Annotated in this window: 18 protein-coding genes and 1 tRNA gene; 8 read left to right on the forward strand and 11 right to left on the reverse strand. The window is 60.4% G+C overall.

All coding sequences use genetic code 11. The features are described 5' to 3' along the window. Window positions 1–98 precede the first annotated feature (98 nt). The 3 genes from R3E82_05085 to R3E82_05095 all read left to right on the forward strand — a co-directional run bounded on the left by R3E82_05085 (window position 99) and on the right by R3E82_05095 (window position 4,887). Window positions 99–2,291, forward strand: coding sequence for an ATP-binding protein (locus R3E82_05085; protein MEZ5550241.1), 2,193 nt, complete (start codon window positions 99–101; stop codon window positions 2,289–2,291). A 139-nt stretch (window positions 2,292–2,430) separates the two neighbouring features. Beyond that, window positions 2,431–3,000: a hypothetical protein gene (locus R3E82_05090; GenBank protein MEZ5550242.1), complete on the forward strand. Its 570-nt coding sequence runs from the start codon at window positions 2,431–2,433 to the stop codon at window positions 2,998–3,000. A 123-nt stretch (window positions 3,001–3,123) separates the two neighbouring features. After that, entirely contained in the window at window positions 3,124–4,887 is a 1,764-nt protein-coding gene (locus R3E82_05095; protein ID MEZ5550243.1) for a winged helix-turn-helix domain-containing protein, read from the forward strand. 22 nt (window positions 4,888–4,909) lie between these two features. Here the strand turns inward: R3E82_05095 and R3E82_05100 are convergent, their stop codons facing one another. The 3 genes from R3E82_05100 to R3E82_05110 form a co-directional block, all read right to left on the reverse strand. After that, window positions 4,910–5,428, reverse strand: coding sequence for a PilZ domain-containing protein (locus R3E82_05100; GenBank protein MEZ5550244.1), 519 nt, complete (start codon window positions 5,426–5,428; stop codon window positions 4,910–4,912). A 231-nt stretch (window positions 5,429–5,659) separates the two neighbouring features. After that, window positions 5,660–6,256: a hypothetical protein gene (locus tag R3E82_05105; GenBank protein ID MEZ5550245.1), complete on the reverse strand. Its 597-nt coding sequence runs from the start codon at window positions 6,254–6,256 to the stop codon at window positions 5,660–5,662. A gap of 456 nt (window positions 6,257–6,712) precedes the next feature. Then, window positions 6,713–7,102, reverse strand: coding sequence for a hypothetical protein (locus R3E82_05110; GenBank protein MEZ5550246.1), 390 nt, complete (start codon window positions 7,100–7,102; stop codon window positions 6,713–6,715). Between the two features lie 125 nt (window positions 7,103–7,227). Between R3E82_05110 and R3E82_05115 the strand changes: the two genes are divergently transcribed. After that, window positions 7,228–7,560, forward strand: a complete 333-nt coding sequence (locus R3E82_05115) for a hypothetical protein (protein ID MEZ5550247.1) — start codon at window positions 7,228–7,230, stop codon at window positions 7,558–7,560. On the opposite strand, the gene R3E82_05120 is transcribed toward R3E82_05115, so the two are convergent. Both R3E82_05120 and R3E82_05125 read right to left on the reverse strand, forming a co-directional pair. Continuing rightward, complete coding sequence (locus tag R3E82_05120) at window positions 7,547–8,209, reverse strand: ion transporter (protein ID MEZ5550248.1); 663 nt, start codon at window positions 8,207–8,209, stop codon at window positions 7,547–7,549. The two genes, R3E82_05115 and R3E82_05120, sit on opposite strands and share 14 nt — an antisense overlap. 29 nt (window positions 8,210–8,238) lie before the next feature. Continuing rightward, the gene (locus R3E82_05125) at window positions 8,239–8,919 is read right to left on the reverse strand and encodes a hypothetical protein (protein MEZ5550249.1); all 681 of its coding nucleotides are present in this window, start codon (window positions 8,917–8,919) and stop codon (window positions 8,239–8,241) included. 138 nt (window positions 8,920–9,057) lie between these two features. On the opposite strand from R3E82_05125, the gene R3E82_05130 reads away from it, so the two are divergent. Next, window positions 9,058–9,261, forward strand: coding sequence for a hypothetical protein (locus R3E82_05130; GenBank protein MEZ5550250.1), 204 nt, complete (start codon window positions 9,058–9,060; stop codon window positions 9,259–9,261). An 848-nt stretch (window positions 9,262–10,109) separates the two neighbouring features. Here R3E82_05130 and R3E82_05135 read toward each other — a convergent pair. Both R3E82_05135 and R3E82_05140 read right to left on the reverse strand, forming a co-directional pair. Then, a tRNA-Leu gene (locus R3E82_05135) sits at window positions 10,110–10,194 on the reverse strand. Window positions 10,195–10,259: 65 nt separating this feature from the next. Then, a complete protein-coding gene (locus R3E82_05140) occupies window positions 10,260–11,471 on the reverse strand; it encodes a putative porin (GenBank protein ID MEZ5550251.1) in 1,212 nt (403 codons plus the stop codon). 187 nt (window positions 11,472–11,658) lie between these two features. Here R3E82_05140 and R3E82_05145 point away from each other — a divergent pair, with 187 nt between their 5' ends. Next, window positions 11,659–12,858 (forward strand): serine hydrolase domain-containing protein, encoded by a 1,200-nt coding sequence (locus R3E82_05145; protein ID MEZ5550252.1) that lies wholly within the window; start codon window positions 11,659–11,661, stop codon window positions 12,856–12,858. Between the two features lie 17 nt (window positions 12,859–12,875). Here the strand turns inward: R3E82_05145 and R3E82_05150 are convergent, their stop codons facing one another. From R3E82_05150 to R3E82_05160, 3 genes are all read right to left on the reverse strand, one after another. Further along, entirely contained in the window at window positions 12,876–14,180 is a 1,305-nt protein-coding gene (locus R3E82_05150) for an MFS transporter (protein ID MEZ5550253.1), read from the reverse strand. A 27-nt stretch (window positions 14,181–14,207) separates the two neighbouring features. Beyond that, window positions 14,208–14,954 (reverse strand): hypothetical protein, encoded by a 747-nt coding sequence (locus tag R3E82_05155; protein ID MEZ5550254.1) that lies wholly within the window; start codon window positions 14,952–14,954, stop codon window positions 14,208–14,210. A gap of 111 nt (window positions 14,955–15,065) precedes the next feature. Then, a complete protein-coding gene (locus R3E82_05160; protein ID MEZ5550255.1) occupies window positions 15,066–16,154 on the reverse strand; it encodes a C-terminal binding protein in 1,089 nt (362 codons plus the stop codon). Between the two features lie 129 nt (window positions 16,155–16,283). Between R3E82_05160 and R3E82_05165 the strand changes: the two genes are divergently transcribed. Next, window positions 16,284–17,072: an aldolase/citrate lyase family protein gene (locus tag R3E82_05165; GenBank protein ID MEZ5550256.1), complete on the forward strand. Its 789-nt coding sequence runs from the start codon at window positions 16,284–16,286 to the stop codon at window positions 17,070–17,072. On the opposite strand, the gene R3E82_05170 is transcribed toward R3E82_05165, so the two are convergent. Next, entirely contained in the window at window positions 17,066–19,411 is a 2,346-nt protein-coding gene (locus R3E82_05170) for a response regulator (GenBank protein ID MEZ5550257.1), read from the reverse strand. The genes R3E82_05165 and R3E82_05170 overlap by 7 nt on opposite strands. A 99-nt stretch (window positions 19,412–19,510) precedes the next feature. On the opposite strand from R3E82_05170, the gene rmuC reads away from it, so the two are divergent. Next, window positions 19,511–20,911 (forward strand): DNA recombination protein RmuC, encoded by a 1,401-nt coding sequence (gene rmuC, locus R3E82_05175; GenBank protein MEZ5550258.1) that lies wholly within the window; start codon window positions 19,511–19,513, stop codon window positions 20,909–20,911. The last annotated feature ends 3 nt before the right edge of the window (window positions 20,912–20,914 follow it).

A 20,914-nucleotide genomic window follows, 5' to 3' on the forward strand; every position in this document is an offset into this window, starting at 1 on the left:
GGTGTGGATGTATCGTTGATCGCTCAGCGACTCCGGATCTGAGTCTGTGATTACACCGCCTCGCTCCCCGCGGAATGCAGGCTGCCCAGGCTTGCAGTATGCGGACAGGTCTGGTGATCAATCCTGAGGTCCATGCCCTGCTGCTCCAGGGTGCTGCTGCCGCATCCCTGCTAACCAGATTTCTGATCTTTTCCCGTAATCCGGGTTCTCTGGCCGCTCGTATGCATGCCATTTTCGGTATTGCAGTAGCGTGGTGGCTGTTCTGTCTGGCCGAAGTGGCATCCGCAACTTCCGCGGAGGCGATCGAATTCTATGTGCGCCTCAGCCAGATCGCTGTCGGCATGCTGCCTGCTGTGGTGTATCACCTGCACGTCTCAATTACCGGTGATCAGCGTGATCTGGACCGGGCGATACTGGCCCACTACGGGATCTCCCTCCTGATTACCCTGTTCTGTATGACGTCGCCTCTCCTGTTTTCCGAACCGTACCGGTACTCCTGGGGGCCCTATCCGTCGTATACCCTCTGGGGCCTGATTCCCATGGCCTGGTTCCTCCTGGTGCTGATCGAAGTACCCCTGCGTTACCGGCAGCAGATGAAACGCTATCCGCCAGGGACACTTGTTCAGCAGAAACTCAGGGCCCTTTATCTGGGAAACACCCTGGCCCCGGTAGTGATGGTGGATTTCCTGCCAGCTTTTGGCATTGCCATCTACCCCTTCAGTTATCTGATCTCATTGGTCATGCACATCGCCACGCTGTTCGGGGCGCTGCGCTTCCATCTGATCGAGATAACCACCTACATCGCGGCTGAGAAGATTCTCAACACGATGTCCGATGCGCTGATCATCATCGACCGGGACGGTCTGATCCGAGCCGTCAATCCGGCAGCCAATCAGCTGTTCCGCTGCGAAGACCGGCTCATGATTCATCGACCTGTCGCCGATCTCATCAGCGATCCGGCGTTACTGGCTGTCGTCTGTATGCCGATAGAGCAGACACTGAGCAATCATGAAGCCGAATATCTGCGAACGGACGGGGAGAGTCGGGTACTGAATCTCACGATGACAGACCTCCAGGAGCGAGGGGCCGTGCTGGGGCGAATCGTGACAATCCGGGATGTCACAGATCTGCGCAACGCCGAGTCAGACAATGAACGCCTCCAGGAGGAGGTCCGGCAGGCACAGAAACTTGAAACTCTGGGTGTGATGGCCGGCGGGATTGCTCACGATTTCAACAATCTGCTGATGGCGGTTTTCGGCAGTGCCGATCTCGCGCAGTCCAAGCAGTTCATGGGTGCTTCGATCGAGAAGGAATTGCGCACCATCAGATCGGCGGCAGAGCGTGGCGCGGAACTGACGAATCAGCTCCTTACCTATGCTGGCGAAGGCCGGTCGGTGAAGGCCGAGGTCGATCTCAACGTATTGATCGAAGGGATGAGGGAACTGATGCACACGGCGATCTCGAAAAAGGCCAGGTTGACTCTTGATCTCGCCCCGCATGCGCTGTGGGTGATGGTGGATGCTTCGCAGATCCGTCAGATACTGCTGAACCTGGTCTCCAATGCCTCCGAAGCACTGAACGGAAAACCCGGCGCTATCACCATCAGGACCGGTCCTCTGCCTGGGGCGGAGCAGGGCGTAGTCCCGGGAGATCCATCGGATGCCTCCGTATTCTTCGAAGTCGAGGACTCCGGCCTCGGTATGGACGAAACAACAAGGGAGCGCATGTTCGAACCGTTTTTCTCGACGAAGTTCACCGGCCGCGGCTTGGGTCTCTCCCTTACCCTGGGTATCGTGCGAGCTCACTCCGGTCGGATCGAGGTTGAAACCGACCTGGATCAGGGGACCCGGATCAGAGTGACCCTGCCGTCGATAGCGCCACCCGGTGATCGTCCCGATCCTCCGGTTTTGCGTCGGGACGAGTGGCAAGGCAGCGGACTGGTTCTGCTTGCTGACGATGAAGCACAGGTGCGCTGGGTGACTCAGCAGATGCTCGAGCGCATGGGTTTTGAAGTCCTCGAGGCGAAGGACGGCAGCGAAACCCTGTTGCTGTTTCAGCGGCACCAGCAGGACATCAGAGCCCTCGTCCTTGATCTGACGATGCCGGGGATGAGCGGCACGGAGGTCATGGAGCAGGTCAGAACCCTTGCCGGTGCAGTCCCGACCGTGTTGATCAGTGGTTATGCGGAGTGGCACAGGCAGCTGCCGGAATCCGCGGATCAGCTGATCTTTCTCCGCAAGCCGTTCAGCCTTCGGGACCTGAGTGATGCGATCCGCTCCGTGATCGGGTAAGAAAAAAACGGCTGCGGCAGCCGGCCAGGGACCTGATCGTCAGTGATTCATTAGTGACACATTAGCGGGGTGTCAGAACCCCGCACAGGGAGGCCATTAGAATCCTCGATAACGAAGCAGCCTGACAATGGGAGGGGCGATGACTCGAGGAACTCTGATCACATTTGTAACGGCCGTTCTTATGCTGGTCGGTGCGCAGGCCGAAGCCCGCACCTGTAAGGGCGACGCGTCCGGATGGGGGGTCGCGTCCGTCGAGATCGATTCGGACATGAACGGGATACTCGGCTCGAGCGGATACTCTGAAGGCACGGACAAATGCCTGGGCCGCTTTACTGCCAGCAACGCCGGCGAGATCGCGGATTGGGACGGGGTCAGCTACTGCGACTTCGACGAGTACGGCACGCCCTCTGGCGCCACACTCTTTTACCTCTCGATCTCCCAGGTCGTCCGCTACCGCAGCGGTGATCTCGTGTTTCTCGAACTCGATGACAGCCGGCCCAGCTGGTACTGCTATCACTGGGCGGATCCGAATACGTCCACCTATGAGGTGAATTCCGTGATCACCGGTGGTACCGGGCGGCTCGAAGGCATCAGCGGCCGCTCCTCAGGCACCGGTCGGAGCTACGGCCTGCAGAACATGAGCGCTTCCAGCGGCATTTTTGTATCCGAGGTCGACCTGCCGGACCGGCCGAAGAAGCAGGACGACTGACCGGCTTTCTCGGCTGCGGGAGTGCATGCTCTGGAATAGGGCATGCCGCTGCCCTGGCCTTGTCAGAGACAGCGCGCGGCGTAAACTCGAAGGCTCGATCCTGGAAAGGGTGGGGCCTGATCGATGCCTGCCGAGGCCGTCTACCGGATTGGAACATGGACCATCGAGCCGCAGCGCAACCGGCTGAGCTGCGACGATGAGGTACGAACCTTACCGCCCAAGGCCATGGACGTGCTGGTCTGCCTCCTCGAACGCTCAGGAACCGTCGTCTCCATCGCTGAGTTGATCCGAATCGCCTGGAAAGGCCGGCCAGTAGAGGAGAGCTCCGTTCATCAGCGCATCTCTCAGATTCGTCATGTGCTCGGCAATCCACCCTCAGACGAGGGGTGCATCGAGAACATTCCCCGGCGCGGCTATCGACTGACCGGGCTGGTGGAGCGACTGCCGCCGGCCAATCCTCCGGAAAGCGGACAGCGCAGCGTGGCCAGGCAGCAGATCATCGCCATCCCCAACCTGCGCAACCTCACACCAGCTGCGGAACTCGGCTGGCTGGCGGAAGGATTGACCGAGCATCTGCGACGACAGGTTGCGCGCTGGCCGCGCTTCGATGTCATACCCGGCGCGCTGCTGAGAGGCGCTGAACTGCCAGCAGGTGCCGACCTGCTCGTCGATGGTTTCCTGCAGGTCTCAGGAAAGCAGACGATCGTTGCGCTCGACCTCATCGATCTGGCAACCAGGCAGCGGCGCTGGTCGCAGCGCTTCCACGGTGAGCACGAGGACCCTTACGAGCTGCAGCAGCAGATGTCAGCAGCGATCGCCCGGGTGCTGGGTGAAAGCCTGCTACCCCGCGCAGTGCCAGCGAATCCCGCCGCGTACCCTGCGTTTCTGCGCATGCTCAGCATTCACAGCTATGGCAGCTACGACACCCATCACCGGCTGCTGACCGAGGTACTGGAGCAGGATCCCGAATGGTACTGGGGCTGGGCGGACCTGGCTTCCCTGTTACTGCGCATGGCAACCATCGACCGGGATCAGCATCGCATCGATGAAGCCCGCGCCATCCTCGAGAGCAAAGGACAGGGTAACGGCCGGGGATATGCCAGGCTCGTGCGCAGTTTACTGGCCGTCTACTGGGATGGGGATCTGGACCTGGGCGAAGATATCGCCCGATCGCTGGCGGAGCGAGGTACCGGCTGGCCCTACAGCCTGCTGCTGATGGTGTCAGGCCTCTACCGGGAGGCGGAGTCGTATTTCCACTACCTGACCAGGGCAGCACCTTATGATTCGGTCGGCTGGGAAATGCTGACGGAAAGCCGCCTGCTGCTTGGCAACGCCACCGGCGCAGTGGCAGCCGCCCGTACCCTCGTAACGCTGTACCCGCCGGACGCTGTCAATGCATTGCTGCTGCTGATCTGGCCGCTGGTGTTCGCAGATGAATTGGAGGAAGCGACCGCGCTCATGCGCAGGGCGGATGAACTCCTCAAAACACTGGGCTCAGGGACGCAGCAACGGATGTGTCAGAAGAGCCTGGAGCAATCCCGATTCGAACTGGCCATGCGCAGCGGTGACCGGGCCAGGGCGACAGAAGCCGCTGAGCAGATCCATGGGCTCGGCGATGCTGTCCTCGCCGGTGTTCTCGCTCTGCGGCTGGGTGATTCCCGCGCGACCGGATGGCTGGCCGAACCCCTGAGCCCTCAGTTTCAGCGCTTCTGGTGGTGGAAAGCGCGCGCTCTGATGACCGGTGCCATCGCCGAACACCCCTCGATACTGGCGGTGGAAGCCGCACTGGGGTTCACGCCGCAGTGGCGCCTGGAGCTGGCCCGTCGGGCTGCGACTCTGCCGGCGGATTCGCACATCTGCTGTGATCCAGCCCTGTATGAGACCTGAGTCGGCGCGTTGCCCGGTTACCCTATGACTTGAAGCGCTTAGCCAGCCAGCGCCGCTGCATCTCAGAGTACAGGTGCATTAACTCACTGGTCGGTGCGAGGCTTCCATCGATGTCGCAATCCACGAACCGTACCGCAAGCTGCCCAACACCGACCCGCACCACTTCGCTGTTCAGTACGGCGACACGGCCATCGAGATCGAGACGGACCACGCAGGTGTCGCCACGTCCAAGCGGCTTATTGTGGCTCGTGGGAACTTGCAGAAGGGCACCGCCAAGGCTGATGTCCAAAGGCGTGGCGGTAACCTCCTGTGAGCCTGCCGTTATCCATGCGTTGATTTCTCCCGGGTCCAAAGTCAGACGGAAGCTGCGGCGCTGCTCAGCCAGCTTGCCGTTGACCTGATAGTTGAGGTACTCGATGACTTCCTGAATTCTGTCAGCCGGGAGGATGACTCGGCCGGATCCTGACCCGGAGTGATCCGAGATCACGATACTTGAACCAAGAAGCTCAAGCTGGACGTGTCCTATCTGCAGCTTGTCCACGAGAATGGCCTTGCCAACGGCATATGCTGTGTGCGGGCTTATTTAGAATAGCAGAGATATCCTCATCGACACTCGGCCCTGTCGGTGAGCAGTCCAGGGAGACCACCCTCACGAAATCTGCCTTCGCTCCCCTGTTAGGCATCGACGATGCCAATGAATCTGGCGGGGGCCGGAAGTGAGCGACGAGTCGGCATGACCGATGTTCGAAGTGGACTCGGCTACCTCTCCGACCTACCGGTTCTTCGACGTACGGATACCGGTTACACCGAACAGATCGCCGGTAGGGTAGCGGCCCCAGCCTGCGAGGCTGTCCCCATGCCGCCCCACGTTGGCCTCCATGGTTGTGATCCCGCGAGATTCGGTGAAGCTGATGCTCACGCTACAACCATAGACTTCTTCCGATGCTGTCCACGAGCCCGCCGAGATTGAGGGCGACACGGTGAAGATCGTGTCGGTAACCACGTAGTGATCGTCGTCAGACCCTCGGTCCGCCACGGTGCACTCCGCAACGTCTGCTTCAGCGATACCAGCTTCGTCCATGTAGGCGATGCACACCAAGGAGTACTTGCCGTCAGTTTGTGAGAATGTCCACCAGCCGGCCAGAGATAGGACTTCGCAGGCGACTTCATCACCTAGTGTCGATACGGTGTCGTTCAACTCCTCGATGGCGGATGTGTTGGCTTCTACTCGCGCATCAAACTCCATGAACTTTTCTTTTACCGACGCGGCTCTTGCGGGAACACCCGACTGAACTCCACTTGGGGGTTCCCCGAGCGCCGAGGGGGCGACTAGCAACGCCAGCGCGGTGGTGCATAGATACTTCTTCATCGTTGGTTAACCCCGTTCAAGTTGCGGTCATAACAAATCCAAACTACCGGTGCTTGTGGTATCCAGTGCACAGACCCTTCTGCTTCGACTTCTCGCTGCAGTTGTGGCCGCCGTTCGCATCCAACCCTCCGCTATGCCCGAGCAACGGTGCATTGAACTCAGTGTGAGCGTGATTCTCGTACTGGAAGTATGCTGCAGTGACAGCACCTGAGAAGGTGAGAGCGCAGATGATAGTGATCAGTTTGGATCGCATGGTGAGAGCCTCGACGTGCAATACCTTCGAAGCCTAGTCCCGAGGTTATCGCGGTGCAAGTGTGGTTGTTCTTGCCCTCACAGTGATGCGAGCAGCGCCCCGCTCGGGATGCTACCCGACCAGTACATTAGCAGATCGCCGTACAACTCCAGCATGTCTTTGCCCCGACGCGTGCTCTCAACGTAGTACTGTCGTGGCTCCACTTACGCAATCGTGGAGAGCGCCGCGAAGTGTCCCTTGACCCATTGACCAAGCCCACCAGCCAAGGCCTGCACGTAGATACCCTTGAGATCATCGCGGGAGAGTTCGTACATCCGCATCACTTCCTGCACCCCGGGGTCGCTCTCGCAGAGATCGAGGTACTCGCTGAGTGCTTGCTCCCGGATGCTGGACTTCCCAGACACGACTTGATCATGAAGAGACGCAGCAAGGTCGCGAGTCGAACCACCCGGCGGGTGGATCTTCCGTTGCAGCTTGGCTAGCTTGGATGACTTCCTGAAAGAGCGGACGACGGTGAGTAGTGGCACGGTGTTGTTCCCCTCAATCTCCTCATGAAGTTCTCGACGATACCAAGCCGGATGCACCGCTGCCACACCGATGATTCTGCGAGGCCCCGCCGGTCGCTGAGACACTGCGTCATGCGGTCTAGCAAGTCATTCAGGCCGCCAGATCCGCTATGATTCGCCGTCATGGAAGTTTACTGCGGAGACTGACTACGATGAAACTAACACTCGGAACACTAGTCCTCGCCTTGCTGCTTAGTCCTCGACTTTACGCAGACGCTCGACAGGACATCGTGGTCTACCTGAAGAGTTCCGAGGAACCCACGGTAAAGGACGCCACCTGGATAAGCCACACGATGCTCGCGGTAGGCGTAGTAGATGATGGTTCGGATCGCACTGGGTTCGCGGAGTACGTTTGCAATTTGGTGCGGGAGCGGGGTGTCCGTGGCGTCAACGTAAAGGTCATCGACATCGTTAAGCTGGTTAATGACGATGGGTTCCAGAACCTGAGCAAGCGGGTGGACTGCGAAACCTTCAAGAGGTGGTAGAGGCCTCCCTCCCCGGTTTGGTGACAAGCCATGCGATGATCATAGAGTTGACGTAGGCGAAGGTGAGTAACCCGACCTTGTTCAGAACCAGAGTAACCGCAGTCGCACCACCGCTTACGGTCTGATCGATCGATGGCTTAGCGTTCATCATCGTCAGGAACGCCCACCATAGAGCATCCTCCGCCGTTTGAATGTTGGAGCCCGGCACAGCACGCTCGAACTCTAAGATCAAAGCACTGCAGATGGTGTATGAGAAGAACACGATGAGAGCGATAACCAGCGAAAGGCTCTCGTATCGACTCGCAACGATTCCGCGATACAACACCCGGAAGGAACGAACAGCCCGGAGGTAGCGGAGTATCCTGACCACCCTGGTGATCCTGCCCCACCTAAGTGGGTCGATTGCCGGTATCGATGAGATGAAGTCTATCCAGCCCCATCGGAGGTAACCCCATCTGTTCTCCGCCCGGTAGAGATTGACGAAAAAGTCCGACAGGAACACCGCACAGATGGCGAGATCTACATACTGTAGCAACCGGCTGACCTCTTCATCTGTGATGATGAAGGTCTCGACCACGAGAACGGCCAAGACATAGAGGCTGAGGATCAGCAGCGAGAGTTGATAGAACGCAGAACCGCGCTCGCTCATTCGACCAGTGCTATCGGGCATGCTGATTCCTACGCGGGTTCGATCCAGCCAGCGGCCACTGCTCGATCTCGCACTCCTCCAATCGTGACTGGAGTGCCATCATCATTCGTTGCCTCGATGACCGACAGTTCTTCATCAGTGAGCCCGCACTTTTGCGCGTGGTAGAGCGCCTCTGCGAGTACCCTCTTAACGCCACTTTCGTTCCCCTTGAAATCGTACTCGTCCGCCTTGTCCACTTTCGCCACGAACGGATACGCCCTCTCGAACGCTACAAGCGTTTGCTTGTGCTCCTCGATGTCGCCAGTGAAGGCCGCGAGGCCCTTCGGGAACTGCTGCATCTGCTCAATCAGTTCGACAGCCTTGCGTGCGTTGTTCACTCTTCCTGCAGTCGTCTTACCGTGGTTCACCATCTCGACGCACTTCAGGAAGCGATCCCACAACGGGCGGACTGCCCCCACCTCTTCAGCGAGCGCCCTGTCCCTGGCACGCTGCGCGTACATGATGATAAGGCCGATGAAGAACGAGCCACCGATGATCACAGCCAGCACGGGGTTCGCCTTCATCCAGTCAAGCGTCCAGGCGATAGCTGCGATGCACCCGCCGACGAGCAAGATGCCCATATGCCCTGCGCTTTTCGAACTGACTCCCGTGGAGACGCCTAAGAAACGCCCGCCCCGTAGCCGCTGACCGACGCCGAACCTGATGCTCATCTGGCCTCCCTCAACGAGGACTTCAGGGTGCAACGCAAACGACTACTGGTCAAGACACCGCACGAACACCGCTCCTCTGAGCATGTAACCAACCGCCGCCCTGCGGCAACAAACCTCCGCTACTTAGGAACCATTCCCATGGCCTATACAGCAATCCTCCAGCTGCCCAACGGCAGCACATCGCTCGTCCCCGTACTCACCCCGGCCAACTTCAGCCAAGCTGTCTACCGCACCGCTAAGCCATTCGCGAACATCGTCGAAGAAGACGGCGTCTATGTGGAGCTGAACTTCACCGACGATAGCCGCAAGGTACTGTTCCCTGTGAGAAGCCCTTCGGTCTAACCGTTCTCTAACCGGAAGTCATTCGCCGGTTTCCAAAGCAACTGCCCTCTACGTGAGGCACCAACACAACACTCGGCTCGCTGTGGCGACACACCGATGAAGTATGTGCCAACACGTAGCTGTCCCCCGTGAAGACCTAGATCACCTTCACGAGGCCGGGCAGCTGCCTCTATCGATCATCCAACGCCACGGAACACATTCAATGAACTCTCAACCATGAGAGCCAATCTCACGCAAGTGTGGTGTCTGCCTCGAAGTACGACGCAGAGCCACGCAGAGAGTCCGCTCAGAGCGCGACTCAGCGACCGTGCTGACACCAAGAGGCCGAGCCCCGAGCACAACAGCCCGGAGGGACTTGAACGCTATGTCTGTAGCAGTGACTGCGTCGCATGCGCCCGTGCAGCGTCCATCCTTCGTAACCGGGTAAGCCGAGCGAAGGCAAAGCATCAACGAACGGAAGCCGCACTGGCTGCGCAAGTCACATCGCGCGGTGAGCCAATCGCGACGGTGACAAGGATACCTGTGGAGTACCGCCAGCCCCCTGCTGAGACCGTAGCGGCCCCATCACCGGCACTGGCCGAGACGACCACGATGTTCCGTATCCATACCTTTATGAACGACCTGACCAATGGTGCCGGCGATGTCCAAGCGAAGGCTGTGGAGCTTCATCAGCGCCTGCAGGATCTGCGTGAGCTACATCGAGCGGATCCTGCGCCGTACTTGGTGCTGAGCCCATCGCTTGCCGCAGCCGGGTAGGTGACCTGACCGTGCAATCTTCCGTGCAATCTATCGGCCTACAGGCCACGTAAACATTGGGGTAGAGCCTGGGGTAGAGCCAAACATTGGTGTGGTGCCCAGGGCGGGACTCGAACCCGCACATCTTTCGACACTGGAACCTAAATCCAGCTTGTCTACCAATTCCAACACCTGGGCAGGAGGCGGTGCCGGGGCATTGTGCCTCCTCCCCCGGCGAAATCAAACGTCGGGTGAAACCTGGCTCAGTACTTGAACTGCACGTCGAACAGCACGCGATTGAAGTCTTCCTCCTCGCCGAGGTTGCCGCCGCGCTGATTGATGAACAGGGTACCGCCGAGAGAGACATTGCTGGTCAGGATGTAGCCGAGTTTGAGGGTGTGGCCCTTACCATCCGTGCCGCCATCCATGAAGTCCGAGTCGGTGAACAGGGCGAGCACTGCGTCGGCTTCGAGATCCTGATAGGTATAGCCCACTTTCCAGGGCTGGCGACCATTGCCGAATCGCATCGAGGCCCCGATTGCATAGCCGGTGTCGTAGTCGTCCGCGTCCAGGTTCTGCACCCAGTTTGCGAAAAGCTCGGTGGGCATGTTGGCGATGTCGAAATGCAGCTCGGTGAAGACCTCCAGTTCTTCGTAGCCGTACAGGTAGTTACCGGCGGCATCGATACTGTTGCCCCTGGGATCGCCGTCGAACAGCACCGGTCTGCCTCTGGTGTCTGACAGATCGTAGTAGCCGGTACCGATCAGGAACCGTGTTGTGTCGCTCAGCGGTACTTCGAATCCCGCCTGGGCGCCCAGAACGAAGATATCCTTGCCTGAGCTTTCGCTTGCCCACAGGCCCAGACCAGTCAGAGAAAAACCGCCGCGCTGGAAGGTGACATTGGTGCCTTCCGGACGCAGATCGCCGTCCCACAGCAGGCCGTTGTCGCCGGCACGGTGCAGCGGATTCCTGAATTTACCCGCTGTCCAGGTCAGCCCGTCGGTGGGCGTTTCCCAGGTGACATAAGACAGATCGAGGGCGATATCCTTGCTCGAGAATCCGCCGCCCAGGGTCTGGTTGCCGGATACCGGATTCTGGCCGCCGGTTATCAGACCGAAACCGACGCGCAGGGAGTCGGAAAGATCCGCTTCCAGCGAAGTACGGGCGCGGATCCGCTGGCGATGTCGTTTGCTGCTGAATTCCGGATCTGAGGTTTCGTGGCGGTAGCGGAAATCACCCTTCCAGCGCAGCCGGTCTTCCCAGCCCGCGCCGGCGGCCGGCACGGCGGTGGCCGGTGTCTGGTAGGCCACTTCCGGGACCTTGCGGTTGTTTTCCAGGCGCTCCAGCCGGGCCCGCAGTTCGGCCAGTTCGGTGGTGAGTGCCTCGATCAGCGCTGAATCAGTGGTGGCAGCACGGGCGCCCGGGCCCGCCAGCAGCAGCACCCCGAGCAGGGCTGTGGTGAGAACGGATTTCATGAAAGTCTCCTTCGTCGAGTGGATGCGTTTGCAGGCATTGTGTGGCATTGGTGTGACGTAAATGTGACACAAACCCGGGCCGATTGAAGGCATTGGCGCCTTTCAATCGGCGTGACCCATGCGGTCCCGATCGACAGTGTCCCCCGCGGGTTGGATGGCGCTATGCTCCCGGGTTGAGCAAACGTCGGTGGGGTATCTGGCATTGAACGACATCATGTATCCGGTGCACGGATTCGTCGCACCCGGTTTTGAGCGGGTGCGCGAGGTGTTTGAGGCGAATTTTGTCGACGACGTGGAAGTTGGTGCAAGCTTCTGCGTGTTCCGGGATTCTGAGCCGCTGGTGGATCTGTGGGGTGGTTATAAAGACCCGGCTGGCCGGGAACCCTGGCAGTCCGACACCCTGGTGAACGTCTACTCCACCACCAAGGGTGTGGCTGCACTGGCGTTTGCCACACTGGTGGAAGAGGGGCTGATCGGATTCGACGATCCGGTGCGCGAGTACTGGCCCGAACTCAAGGCCGGGCGGGATGGACTCACTGTGGCACAGCTGCTTTCCCATCAGGGCGGGCTGTGCGGTGTCGATCAGCCACTCACAGTCTCTGACCTGCTCGACTGGGACAGGATGGTCGGATTGCTGGCGCAACAGGCACCTTACTGGAAGCCGGGAACCGATGCGGGCTATCACGCGGTGACCTGGGGCTATCTGCCGGGTGAACTGTGCCGGCGGATCACCGGAGAAAGTCTGGGCGGGCGTCTTGCCCGGTGCATCAGCGCACCGCTGGGTGCGGACTTTTTCCTCGGTCTGCCGGCGTCCGGGACTGCTCGGATCGCACCGATGATCGGACCGAACAGAGCGCGAAAGCAGCCGGATATGGCGCAGTTTGCGGACATGAAGATGCCGGCACTGTATCCGGTGGCGCTGCAGAATCCGACGATACGGCCCTACCAGGACGCCTCCAGCGCAGCCTGGCAGCGTGCCGAGATCGCCGCGGCGAATGGTCAGGCGAACGCCCGGGGCATCGCACGGATCTATGCCGCTGCAGCGGCCGGTCTGTCAGCGAAGGGTGACGGGAGTGTCGGCCTCAGCAGCCGGACACTGGCGGCGCTGACCAGGCAGCAGGTCGGGGAGCGGCCCGATCTGGTGCTGGGGAGACCCATGCGGCGCGGTGCGGGCGTCATCCTCAACACGGACGCCATGTTCGGACCGGGTCTGCAGTCCTTTGGACACTCAGGTGCAGGCGGATCCACGGGATTTGCCGATCCACAGGCCCGCCTCGGTGTCGGCTATGCGATGAACCAGATGCAGTTCAACCTGGATGAGGACAGCCGGGGTGGACGACTGATTCGCGCCTTTTACGATTGCCTCAGGCAGACCTCTACTGCCTGAGGCAGATCTGTTCTGCCTCAAGCAGACATACGCAGGTGCAGACGTCGGAACCCCCACCAGGAGATCAGACTCAAGGCTGCTGCCAGCAGGAAGAGCCCATCGCCAATGCCGCCGGATTCTCCCGGCAGGATCGAATCGTTGAGCCCTGCCGCACCCAGATACAGCAGCATGCCGAGGAAAGGCATGATGGCGCCGCGCACGCCGGTGAGGGTGACATGAATGCCCATGTAGGCAGACAGAGCTTTCGGTTCCGCAAAGTCGTTGTGACCAAGCTGCCAGGCCAGTGAGCCACCACCGCGGGCGACACCCAGCACCAGACGGCTCGCGGCGATCCACAGCAGTGAAGAGGTGAACGCTCCGAACCACAACAGCAGCTGGGAAATGATCCACAGCACACTCTGTCTGGCACGGAATTCATTCACGTGCACCCGATCGAGGAAATTCGCCCACAACGGCAGCGTCACCACACTGAGTGCGAAGGGGATGACCATCGTGAGCGCAATGGATGCGGTGTAGCTGGCTTCCAGTTCCCGTGTCACCAGATACACCAGCGGGGCCTCGATGATCATATTCCCCGAGCCGGCGATGAACTGATAGATCTGATACTGGGCGAAGTTCCTGTCTCTGCGCAGGATAGTGAAGAATCCCAGGGTCTCACCGGCAGTGGGATTGCGCTGGGATCTGCGTTCGAGCACCCGATGCCGGGCTTCGCCGATCACATTCACCCGGCTGAAAAAACAGATACCCAGCACACCGAACAGGGCTCCGGCGCCATACACCCAGCGGAAACTGCCGGGATCCGCATCGAGAAGGGGACCGACGAGGGAGCTGATCACCACCGTGACCAGGCTTGTGATGATCTGCAGGCGCCCGGTGGTGCGGGCACGCACGGCACGGGCGTAGTTCAGACTCCAGACCACACTGCGCACCGTCGTTATGCCGGCGATGAGCAGACGGCTGAGCACCATACCGAGCACGAGCAGCGCTGTGCCTGTCTGGCTCACGGGTGTGAGGGCAATGGCCACCACACACAGCACGGTCAGAACCTGAACTGTGGTGGTCACCCGCACCTTACCCCGGGCGTTGGCAATACGGCTCCAGAAAAAGGAGGAGAGATTGCCGAACATGGGTGCGGCGGTGATCACCGCCAGCACCATGGGCGAGACGTGGTAAATCTTCGCCGCAATCACCCCGACAATGCCGCCTTCGAGCAGGGTGAAGGCAACCGGCAGGGTCAGCTCGGTGAGCTGTTCATAGCGGAAGGCCCGTTCGGCGACCGCGGGCAGTGGCGGTCGGCCGAACGGGTTGTGCAATCCTTTCAACTCACCATCCCCCTGGGATGGCGTGCATCAGGGCTTTCTGAACAGCAGGGTGAAGCGGTCGGTGTTGCCGGTCACCGTCTTGCGGCCGACCTCGAATTCCAGGGTGTCGTCCGGGATGTAGTGCAGGGTGGAATAGTCGACGAATTCGAATCCGGCAGCTTCGATCTCCTTGATCATCTGCACCGGATCCATACGCCGCCAGTTTTCGAAATAGTCGTCCTGCATGTGGCGCCGGGTGTGGTCCACCACACCATAGAGACCGCCGGATTTGAGTGCCCTGAAAGTCTGATCGTTCAGGTCCTTGCGGCCGCGCTCGGTGAAGTTGTGCAGATTGCGGAAGGTGAGCACCAGATCCAGGTCTTTCACGCCGATGTCGAGGCCGTCGATATAGAAACGGCGACCGCCTTCCTCACGCTTGAACTCACCCTTCGCCTCGATGACCTCCACCCCGCTGAGGGTGCCATCGGCAACCAGTTCGGCGACCCGGGTGGTGCCGATGCTGGTGTAGAGCTTGCCCTTCTCCTTGAGCACCGGTGCGAGAATCTTGGTGTACCAGGCGCCGCCGGGCAGCAGTTCCAGCACCCGCATGTCTTCCCTCAGGCGGAAGAAGGTCAGGGTTTCCAGCGGTTTACGGTTGTCGTCCCGGGCTTTTTCGTCTGCGCTTCGAATCTCTGCAGCGATGGCTGCTTCCAGGGCGCTCTTGATGTCGGCAAACGCCCAGCCACTGAGCGTGAGCAGGGGCAGGATAAGAAACGGGATCAGTCTTTTTCGCATGGTGATTTCCTTCATTGGTTTTTTACTCAGTCAGCTCTACAGCCCTGAAGAGCCCTGACCTGCGGAACGGATTCCAGCGTTCACTGCACAGACCGGTAATCCGGCCTGTGCTCAGCGATTGGGCCCCCGGTTCATCGGGTAGGGTTGCCATCGCTCCAGTGCCACGCGGGGCAGCACAGTGGGGTTCACGCAGCTCATTGGCCAGCGGCCCCGCAGCACCAGCGCGACCTCTCGGCCGACCCGGCGTCTGGTTTCCGGACGCATGCGCGTGGTTGCAGAGGCCACATGCGGCGTGAGGATAACATTCGACATCGAAAACAGCGGATTGTCCGGTGCCGGGGGTTCCTGCTCCAGGACATCGAGACCGGCGGCGCCAAGATGCCCCGAACGCAGCGCTTCGATCAGATCTGCCTCGTTGATGATGCCTCCGCGAGCCGTGTTCACAACGACCGCGCCGGGTTTCATCCGGGCAAACGCCTGTGCATCGAGCAGGTGACGGGTCTCTGAGTTCAACGGGGCGTGCACGGAGAGATAATCGCTGCGCTGCAACAGCTCATCGAATGACACAGGTTCCACACCGGCTTCTCCGATCGCCATTTCGCTGACGTAGGGATCGTGGGCGATCACCTGCAGGCCGAAACCCCGGGCGCGCTTTGCGGTACAGCGCGCGACGTTGCCGAAGGCGAGCAGTCCGAGGGTCTGGCCCATGAGGCGCGGCACGTGATTGAGCAGGGGTCGACCCTTATACCAGTCGCCGCTACGGGCCATGGTGTCCATGATGCGGGTTCGCCGGCCGGCAGCCAGCAGCAGCATGAGCGCATGATCGGCGACTTCTTCGATGAAGACATCGGGCACGTTGGTCACCACGATACCGGCAGCGGTCGCCGCTTCCACATCCACCATATCGACACCGACACTGCCGACACCGATGACCACACACCGCTCGAGCCGGCTGATGACGTCAGCGTCGATCTGAATTCCCCAGGAGGTGATCAGGGCGTCTGCCTGGGCAGCGGCAGCGCCAAAGGCGGCGGGAGAGGGCGCTTCGACTTCCACAATGCTGGCCACCGGGGCCAGCGCCTCAAGTTCGAGAGCGTAACGTTCGGCGGTCGTCTGGCTTTTCGCCTGTGCCGGCAGCTGCACGACCACGGTTTTTTTTACAGCAGAAGGACTTCCGGTGCTGGTTACGCTTTTCGTCATTTCGCAGTGATTTCCAGGTGCGCGGTCGAATCGGGGATGGCCGGGCATTCTCGCATGGGGTGCGATCAGGTGTCAGCCTTGCTGTGGTATCTTCCCGGCTCACCGCAGATTGAGTACGGAGAAGTGGGGATGCGTGAAAATACAGCGCTGCGCGCGTGGCGGGCGGGAAAGGGCACAGTGGGCTGCTGGCTGTCCATGGGCAATTCCTACAGTGCGGAAAGCCTCGCGCAGATGGGCTTCGACTGGGTGTGTGTCGACCTCCAGCACGGTCTCATTGACTATACGGATCTCACCCACATGCTGCCGGCCATCTCCACCTCCCAGGCCACCCCTTTAGTGCGGGTACCCTGGAACGAACCCTATGAAATCATGAAAGCGCTGGATGCCGGCGCATATGGCGTCATCGTGCCGATGGTCAACAGCCGGGAGGAAGCCGCCCAGGCTGTCGCCGCGTGCCGTTACCCGCCGGACGGCAATCGCTCCTTCGGACCGATCCGGGCAGCCCTGTATGGCGGCAGGGGTTATGCAAAGGAAGCCAACGCGGAACTTGCCTGCATCGCGATGATTGAGACCCGGGACGGTATTGCGAATCTCGAAGAGATCCTCAGCACCCCGGGCCTGGACGGTGTCTATGTCGGGCCTTCGGATCTTGCCCTGGCCCTCGGCATGGCTCCCGTGGGTGATAACGACAATCCGGAACACGCGAAAGTGGTGCAGCGCATCCTGGATGGCTGCAGGGCACATGGGGTGGCGGCCGGCATACACACCAGCAGTCTGGCGTTTACCCAGCGCTATCTGCAGGCCGGTTTCAACTTCGTCACTCTGGGGACCGATTCCGGCTTCATGCTCGGGGCGGCGGGCGCCCAGCTTGCCGCTGCGAAAGGCACAGTGGCAGAGCGGGAAAAAACAGGCTACTGAGTTTTTGCCGCAGAAGGGAGCGACAGCTCGCGAATTGCCCGCAGCAGTTCGTCGATCCGGAAAGGTTTCGCCAGGAAGCGGTTGATGCCGATCTCATCGAAACGGCGGGCGTCTTTGTGTTCCGTGAACGCCGTGATCAGGATGATCGGCAGATCGGCTCTGATCTTTCGCACCCGCTGCGACAGATCGAGACCGGTCAGCATCGGCATCACCTGATCGGTGAGCAGCATGGCGATGTCGTCCATGTTGGTCTCGAGATAGCGCAGGGCGCTGGGGCTTTCATTGAATATCACCACATCGTAGCCGTGGTCGCGCAGCACTTCGCCGATGAAACTGCTGACTGAGACTTCGTCGTCTACCACCACGATGCGTCCTTCGAGTGCGACCGGTTCCGGTTCGGGAGACCTTTCCGCCTCGGATCCGGGAGCGGGTGCCAGTGGCAGATGCACATTGAAGGTGGTACCCAGCCCGACTTTCGAACGCAGGGTGATGTGACCGGAATATTCGTGGACCAGATTGTTGATCAGCCACAGACCGATGCCGGTGCCTTTGCCGTGTTCCCGGGTGGTGAAGTACATCTCGAAGATCTTCGCCTGCAGTTCGGGTTCGATCCCGTGCCCTGAGTCCCGCACGCTGATCAGCAGATGATCGCCCTCGAGACGCTCGCCACAGCAGGCGCAGGGTGACTGACTGCCGCTGGTCCGCACATCGATGTGAATGCTGCCGTTGCCCTCGATGGCATCCCTCGCGTTGATCAGGAGATTGATGATGATCTGCTGCAGCTGCACCGGATCCGCCAGTACCGGGCCGAGCCCGGTGGCGAACTCGGTGCGGATATCGATGGTGGTCGGAATGGCTGCACGGAGCATGCGGGAGACATCTGCGATGGCTTCGGTGATATCCACCGGCCGGGGTTCTCCGCGATTGGCCCGGGTGAAGGTCAGCATCTGGGAGATCAGATCCCGGGCCCGATGACCGGCGGTCACCACTTCCCCGAGGTAGTTGTCGATCTGCTGCGGCTCGAGCCGGGCGCGCGCACTCTGCACGAGTTCCGCATAGCCGATGATGCTGGCGAGGATGTTGTTGAAGTCGTGTGCGATCCCGCCGGCAAGCTGGCCGATGGCCTCCATTTTGCTCGCCTGCTGCAGCTGGCTCTGCAGATACAGACGGTCCTGTTCCGCCCGCCTTTCGGCGGTGCGATCCCGCAGGGTCGCCAGGATGCAGGACTCGTTGTCGATCTCCAGCAGCCGGGCGTTGAGTTCGAAGTAGTGGCTTTCCCCGGCGCTCTCACGCTCCAGGTGGAACTGCAGGTGATTGGGGCTGCGGCTCAGGGCGTCCACGAACGCAGCCCGCTGGGGATCGTCCGAAAAGATCACCGTGTCGTAGTCCGATGAACTCGCGCCCAGACTGACCTTGATATCGCGGAATTTGTCGTTGCCCTCGATGAGCCGGCCATCGTCCAGACGCGAGATGAAGACCGCGTCCGGGGATTCCATGAACAGCCCGTAAAACTTCTGCTGGCTGAGCACCAGATCCCGGGCCGTGCGGCGGGCTTCGGTGACATCGCGCAGGACACCGTAAGTGCCGGAATGCCGGCCCGTCTCTGACGCCTGCCGTTTCTCATAGAGGCCGGACGCAGAAAATTCGAATATCCGTCGCCTGCCGGAGGGTGCAGTGAAATCGAACTCGTAGTTGCGGGTGGCGCGCTTGCCCGTACGCCGCTCGTCAAAGCGGAAGCGCAGCTGATCTGAGAGTGGGAACCCCACCAGGTTCTGCCAGGGTTCCCCCAGCACGTCCTCACGCGACACATCAAAAAGATCGTCGATCTTTTCATTGAGAAAGCTGAAGCGTCCTTTCTCATCGAGCATGTAGATGAGGTCCGGAGAAGCGTTGATCAGGAACTGATGCAGGAGATTGTCTGCCTGTGCCTGCTGCGCCAGCGCCATGTTTTCCTGTTCGAGCCGGCTCCGCCCCAGCGCGTTTTCCACACTCGTCAGCAGCTGCTGTGGTTCGAAGGGTTTGGCCAGATAGTCGTATGCACCCAGTCTCAGAATGGGTGTCACGGTACTCAGGCTTTTCTCTCCGGACAGGACGATGGTTTTGACATTGTGGCGGGTGCGCTGCAGCGTTTCGAGGATATCGACGCCGGTAACCCCGGGCATGTTCAGATCGAGTATGAGCACACTGTAGTCATGCTCGGCCAGACGCTCGAGCACGGCATGGTTGTCCGTGGTACAGACAGCGGAGTGCTGATGGGCGGCGAGCAGATCACGGACGCTGGCGCCGTGAGCGGGGTCGTCGTCGACGATCAATATGTTTGGTGCGGCCTGCGCGAGCATCCAGGCTTAAGTTGCGGTCCGTGTTGGCTGATGGCGAATTGGAGCATACTAAGCTCTGGATCACCACTCACCTCAATTGCGAATGCGAACTTCCGTTTGATGGCTGCAACCGCAAACCCGGATACCTTTCTGGAACTGCTCCCGGTCCTGCAACCGCAACTCCTCTGGTTTGCCGGTGGCGCACTGACCGCCCTGGTTTTCGGATGCCTGATGCTGGTTCTGTGGCGGCTCCGGAGGAGGAAGATCGAGGGAAACCTCGAGGTGGAGAATCTGCTCCTGTCCGAACGTCTCGCGCAGAACGGTCGCGATCAGACCCGGCTGGAAGGGCGGCTCGAGCTGCTCGAGGCAGAGCTTGCCCGGGCACGGGTGATTGCAGATCAGCAGGCCGAAGAGATCGTCGGCCATCGCACTGAGCGGGCGGCGCTGCAGGTCCGCCTGGAGGAGACCGCCCGGAACTTCGCCGAAAAGGAGGCGCTGCTGCGCAGTTCCGGTGCAAGCCTGAAGCAGGAGTTCGAGCTGCTGGCAAACCGGATCTTCGAAAAGCAGGGGGAACGTCATCAGGAGAAGCTCACTTCGGTACTCCTGCCTTTCCGGGAGCAGATCGGCGATTTCCGCAAGCGGGTGGAAGAGGTCTATCACAGCGACGGGCGGGATCGCGCATCGCTGCTCAACGAAGTGCGCAACCTCCAGCGTGCATCAGAAAAGATCAACCTCGAAGCCGGAAATCTCACTAAAGCCCTGAAAGGGGATGTGAAGCTGCAGGGCAACTGGGGCGAGCTGGTGCTCGAACGGGTCCTCGAAGATTCCGGCCTGCGCTCGGGGCATGAATACTTTCTGCAGGAAACCCGGCGCACGGACGCGGGGGATCTGAAACGTCCGGATGTGCTGATCCGCCTGCCGGACGACAAGGATGTGGTGATCGATGCCAAGGTCTCACTCATCGCCTACGAACGCGCGCTGAGCGCCGCAGGTGAGGCCGATCGGGACAGCGGATTGAAGCAGCACGTGGCCAGTGTCAGGAGTCATGTGCGTCGTCTGGCGGATCAGGATTACGCGCATCTGGACGATGTCCGGTCGCTGGACTTCGTGCTGCTCTTCATACCGATTGAAGCGGCGTTCACCCTGGTGATGGAAGCGGATGCCGGGCTGTTCAGTGAAGCCTTCCGGCAGCGCATCGTGATCGTCAGCCCCACCACCCTGATGATGACACTGCGGATCATTCACAATGTCTGGCGCTACGAAAAGCAGAATCGTAATGCCCAGGAGATTGCGCAGCGGGCGGGTGCCCTTTACGACAAGCTCCGGGGTCTGGTCGAAGATCTCGATGTGATGGGCCGGCAGCTGAAAACCGTGGAAAAATCCTGGGAGGCCGCTTACGGCAAGGTGGTGCGCGGTAAAGGCAATCTGGTCCGCCAGGTGGAACAATTTCGCGAACTGGGTGCCCAGGTGCGACGGCCGCTGCCGAAATCCGTAACCGAAGAGGCTGATGCCTCGGACTGAGTG

The sequence above is a fragment of the Pseudomonadales bacterium genome (assembly GCA_041395945.1).
Lineage (GTDB): Bacteria > Pseudomonadota > Gammaproteobacteria > Pseudomonadales > Azotimanducaceae > SZUA-309.

Coding starts and splice junctions, on each gene's coding strand:
- R3E82_05085 (MEZ5550241.1), top strand. CDS start 99: ATGCGGACAGGTCTGGTGATCAATCCTGAGGTCCATGCCCTGCTGCTC.
- R3E82_05090 (MEZ5550242.1), top strand. CDS start 2,431: ATGACTCGAGGAACTCTGATCACATTTGTAACGGCCGTTCTTATGCTG.
- R3E82_05095 (MEZ5550243.1), top strand. CDS start 3,124: ATGCCTGCCGAGGCCGTCTACCGGATTGGAACATGGACCATCGAGCCG.
- R3E82_05105 (MEZ5550245.1), bottom strand. CDS start 6,256: ATGAAGAAGTATCTATGCACCACCGCGCTGGCGTTGCTAGTCGCCCCC.
- R3E82_05115 (MEZ5550247.1), top strand. CDS start 7,228: ATGAAACTAACACTCGGAACACTAGTCCTCGCCTTGCTGCTTAGTCCT.
- R3E82_05120 (MEZ5550248.1), bottom strand. CDS start 8,209: ATGAGCGAGCGCGGTTCTGCGTTCTATCAACTCTCGCTGCTGATCCTC.
- R3E82_05125 (MEZ5550249.1), bottom strand. CDS start 8,919: ATGAGCATCAGGTTCGGCGTCGGTCAGCGGCTACGGGGCGGGCGTTTC.
- R3E82_05130 (MEZ5550250.1), top strand. CDS start 9,058: ATGGCCTATACAGCAATCCTCCAGCTGCCCAACGGCAGCACATCGCTC.
- R3E82_05140 (MEZ5550251.1), bottom strand. CDS start 11,471: ATGAAATCCGTTCTCACCACAGCCCTGCTCGGGGTGCTGCTGCTGGCG.
- R3E82_05155 (MEZ5550254.1), bottom strand. CDS start 14,954: ATGCGAAAAAGACTGATCCCGTTTCTTATCCTGCCCCTGCTCACGCTC.
- R3E82_05160 (MEZ5550255.1), bottom strand. CDS start 16,154: ATGACGAAAAGCGTAACCAGCACCGGAAGTCCTTCTGCTGTAAAAAAA.
- R3E82_05165 (MEZ5550256.1), top strand. CDS start 16,284: ATGCGTGAAAATACAGCGCTGCGCGCGTGGCGGGCGGGAAAGGGCACA.
- R3E82_05170 (MEZ5550257.1), bottom strand. CDS start 19,411: ATGCTCGCGCAGGCCGCACCAAACATATTGATCGTCGACGACGACCCC.
- rmuC (MEZ5550258.1), top strand. CDS start 19,511: ATGGCTGCAACCGCAAACCCGGATACCTTTCTGGAACTGCTCCCGGTC.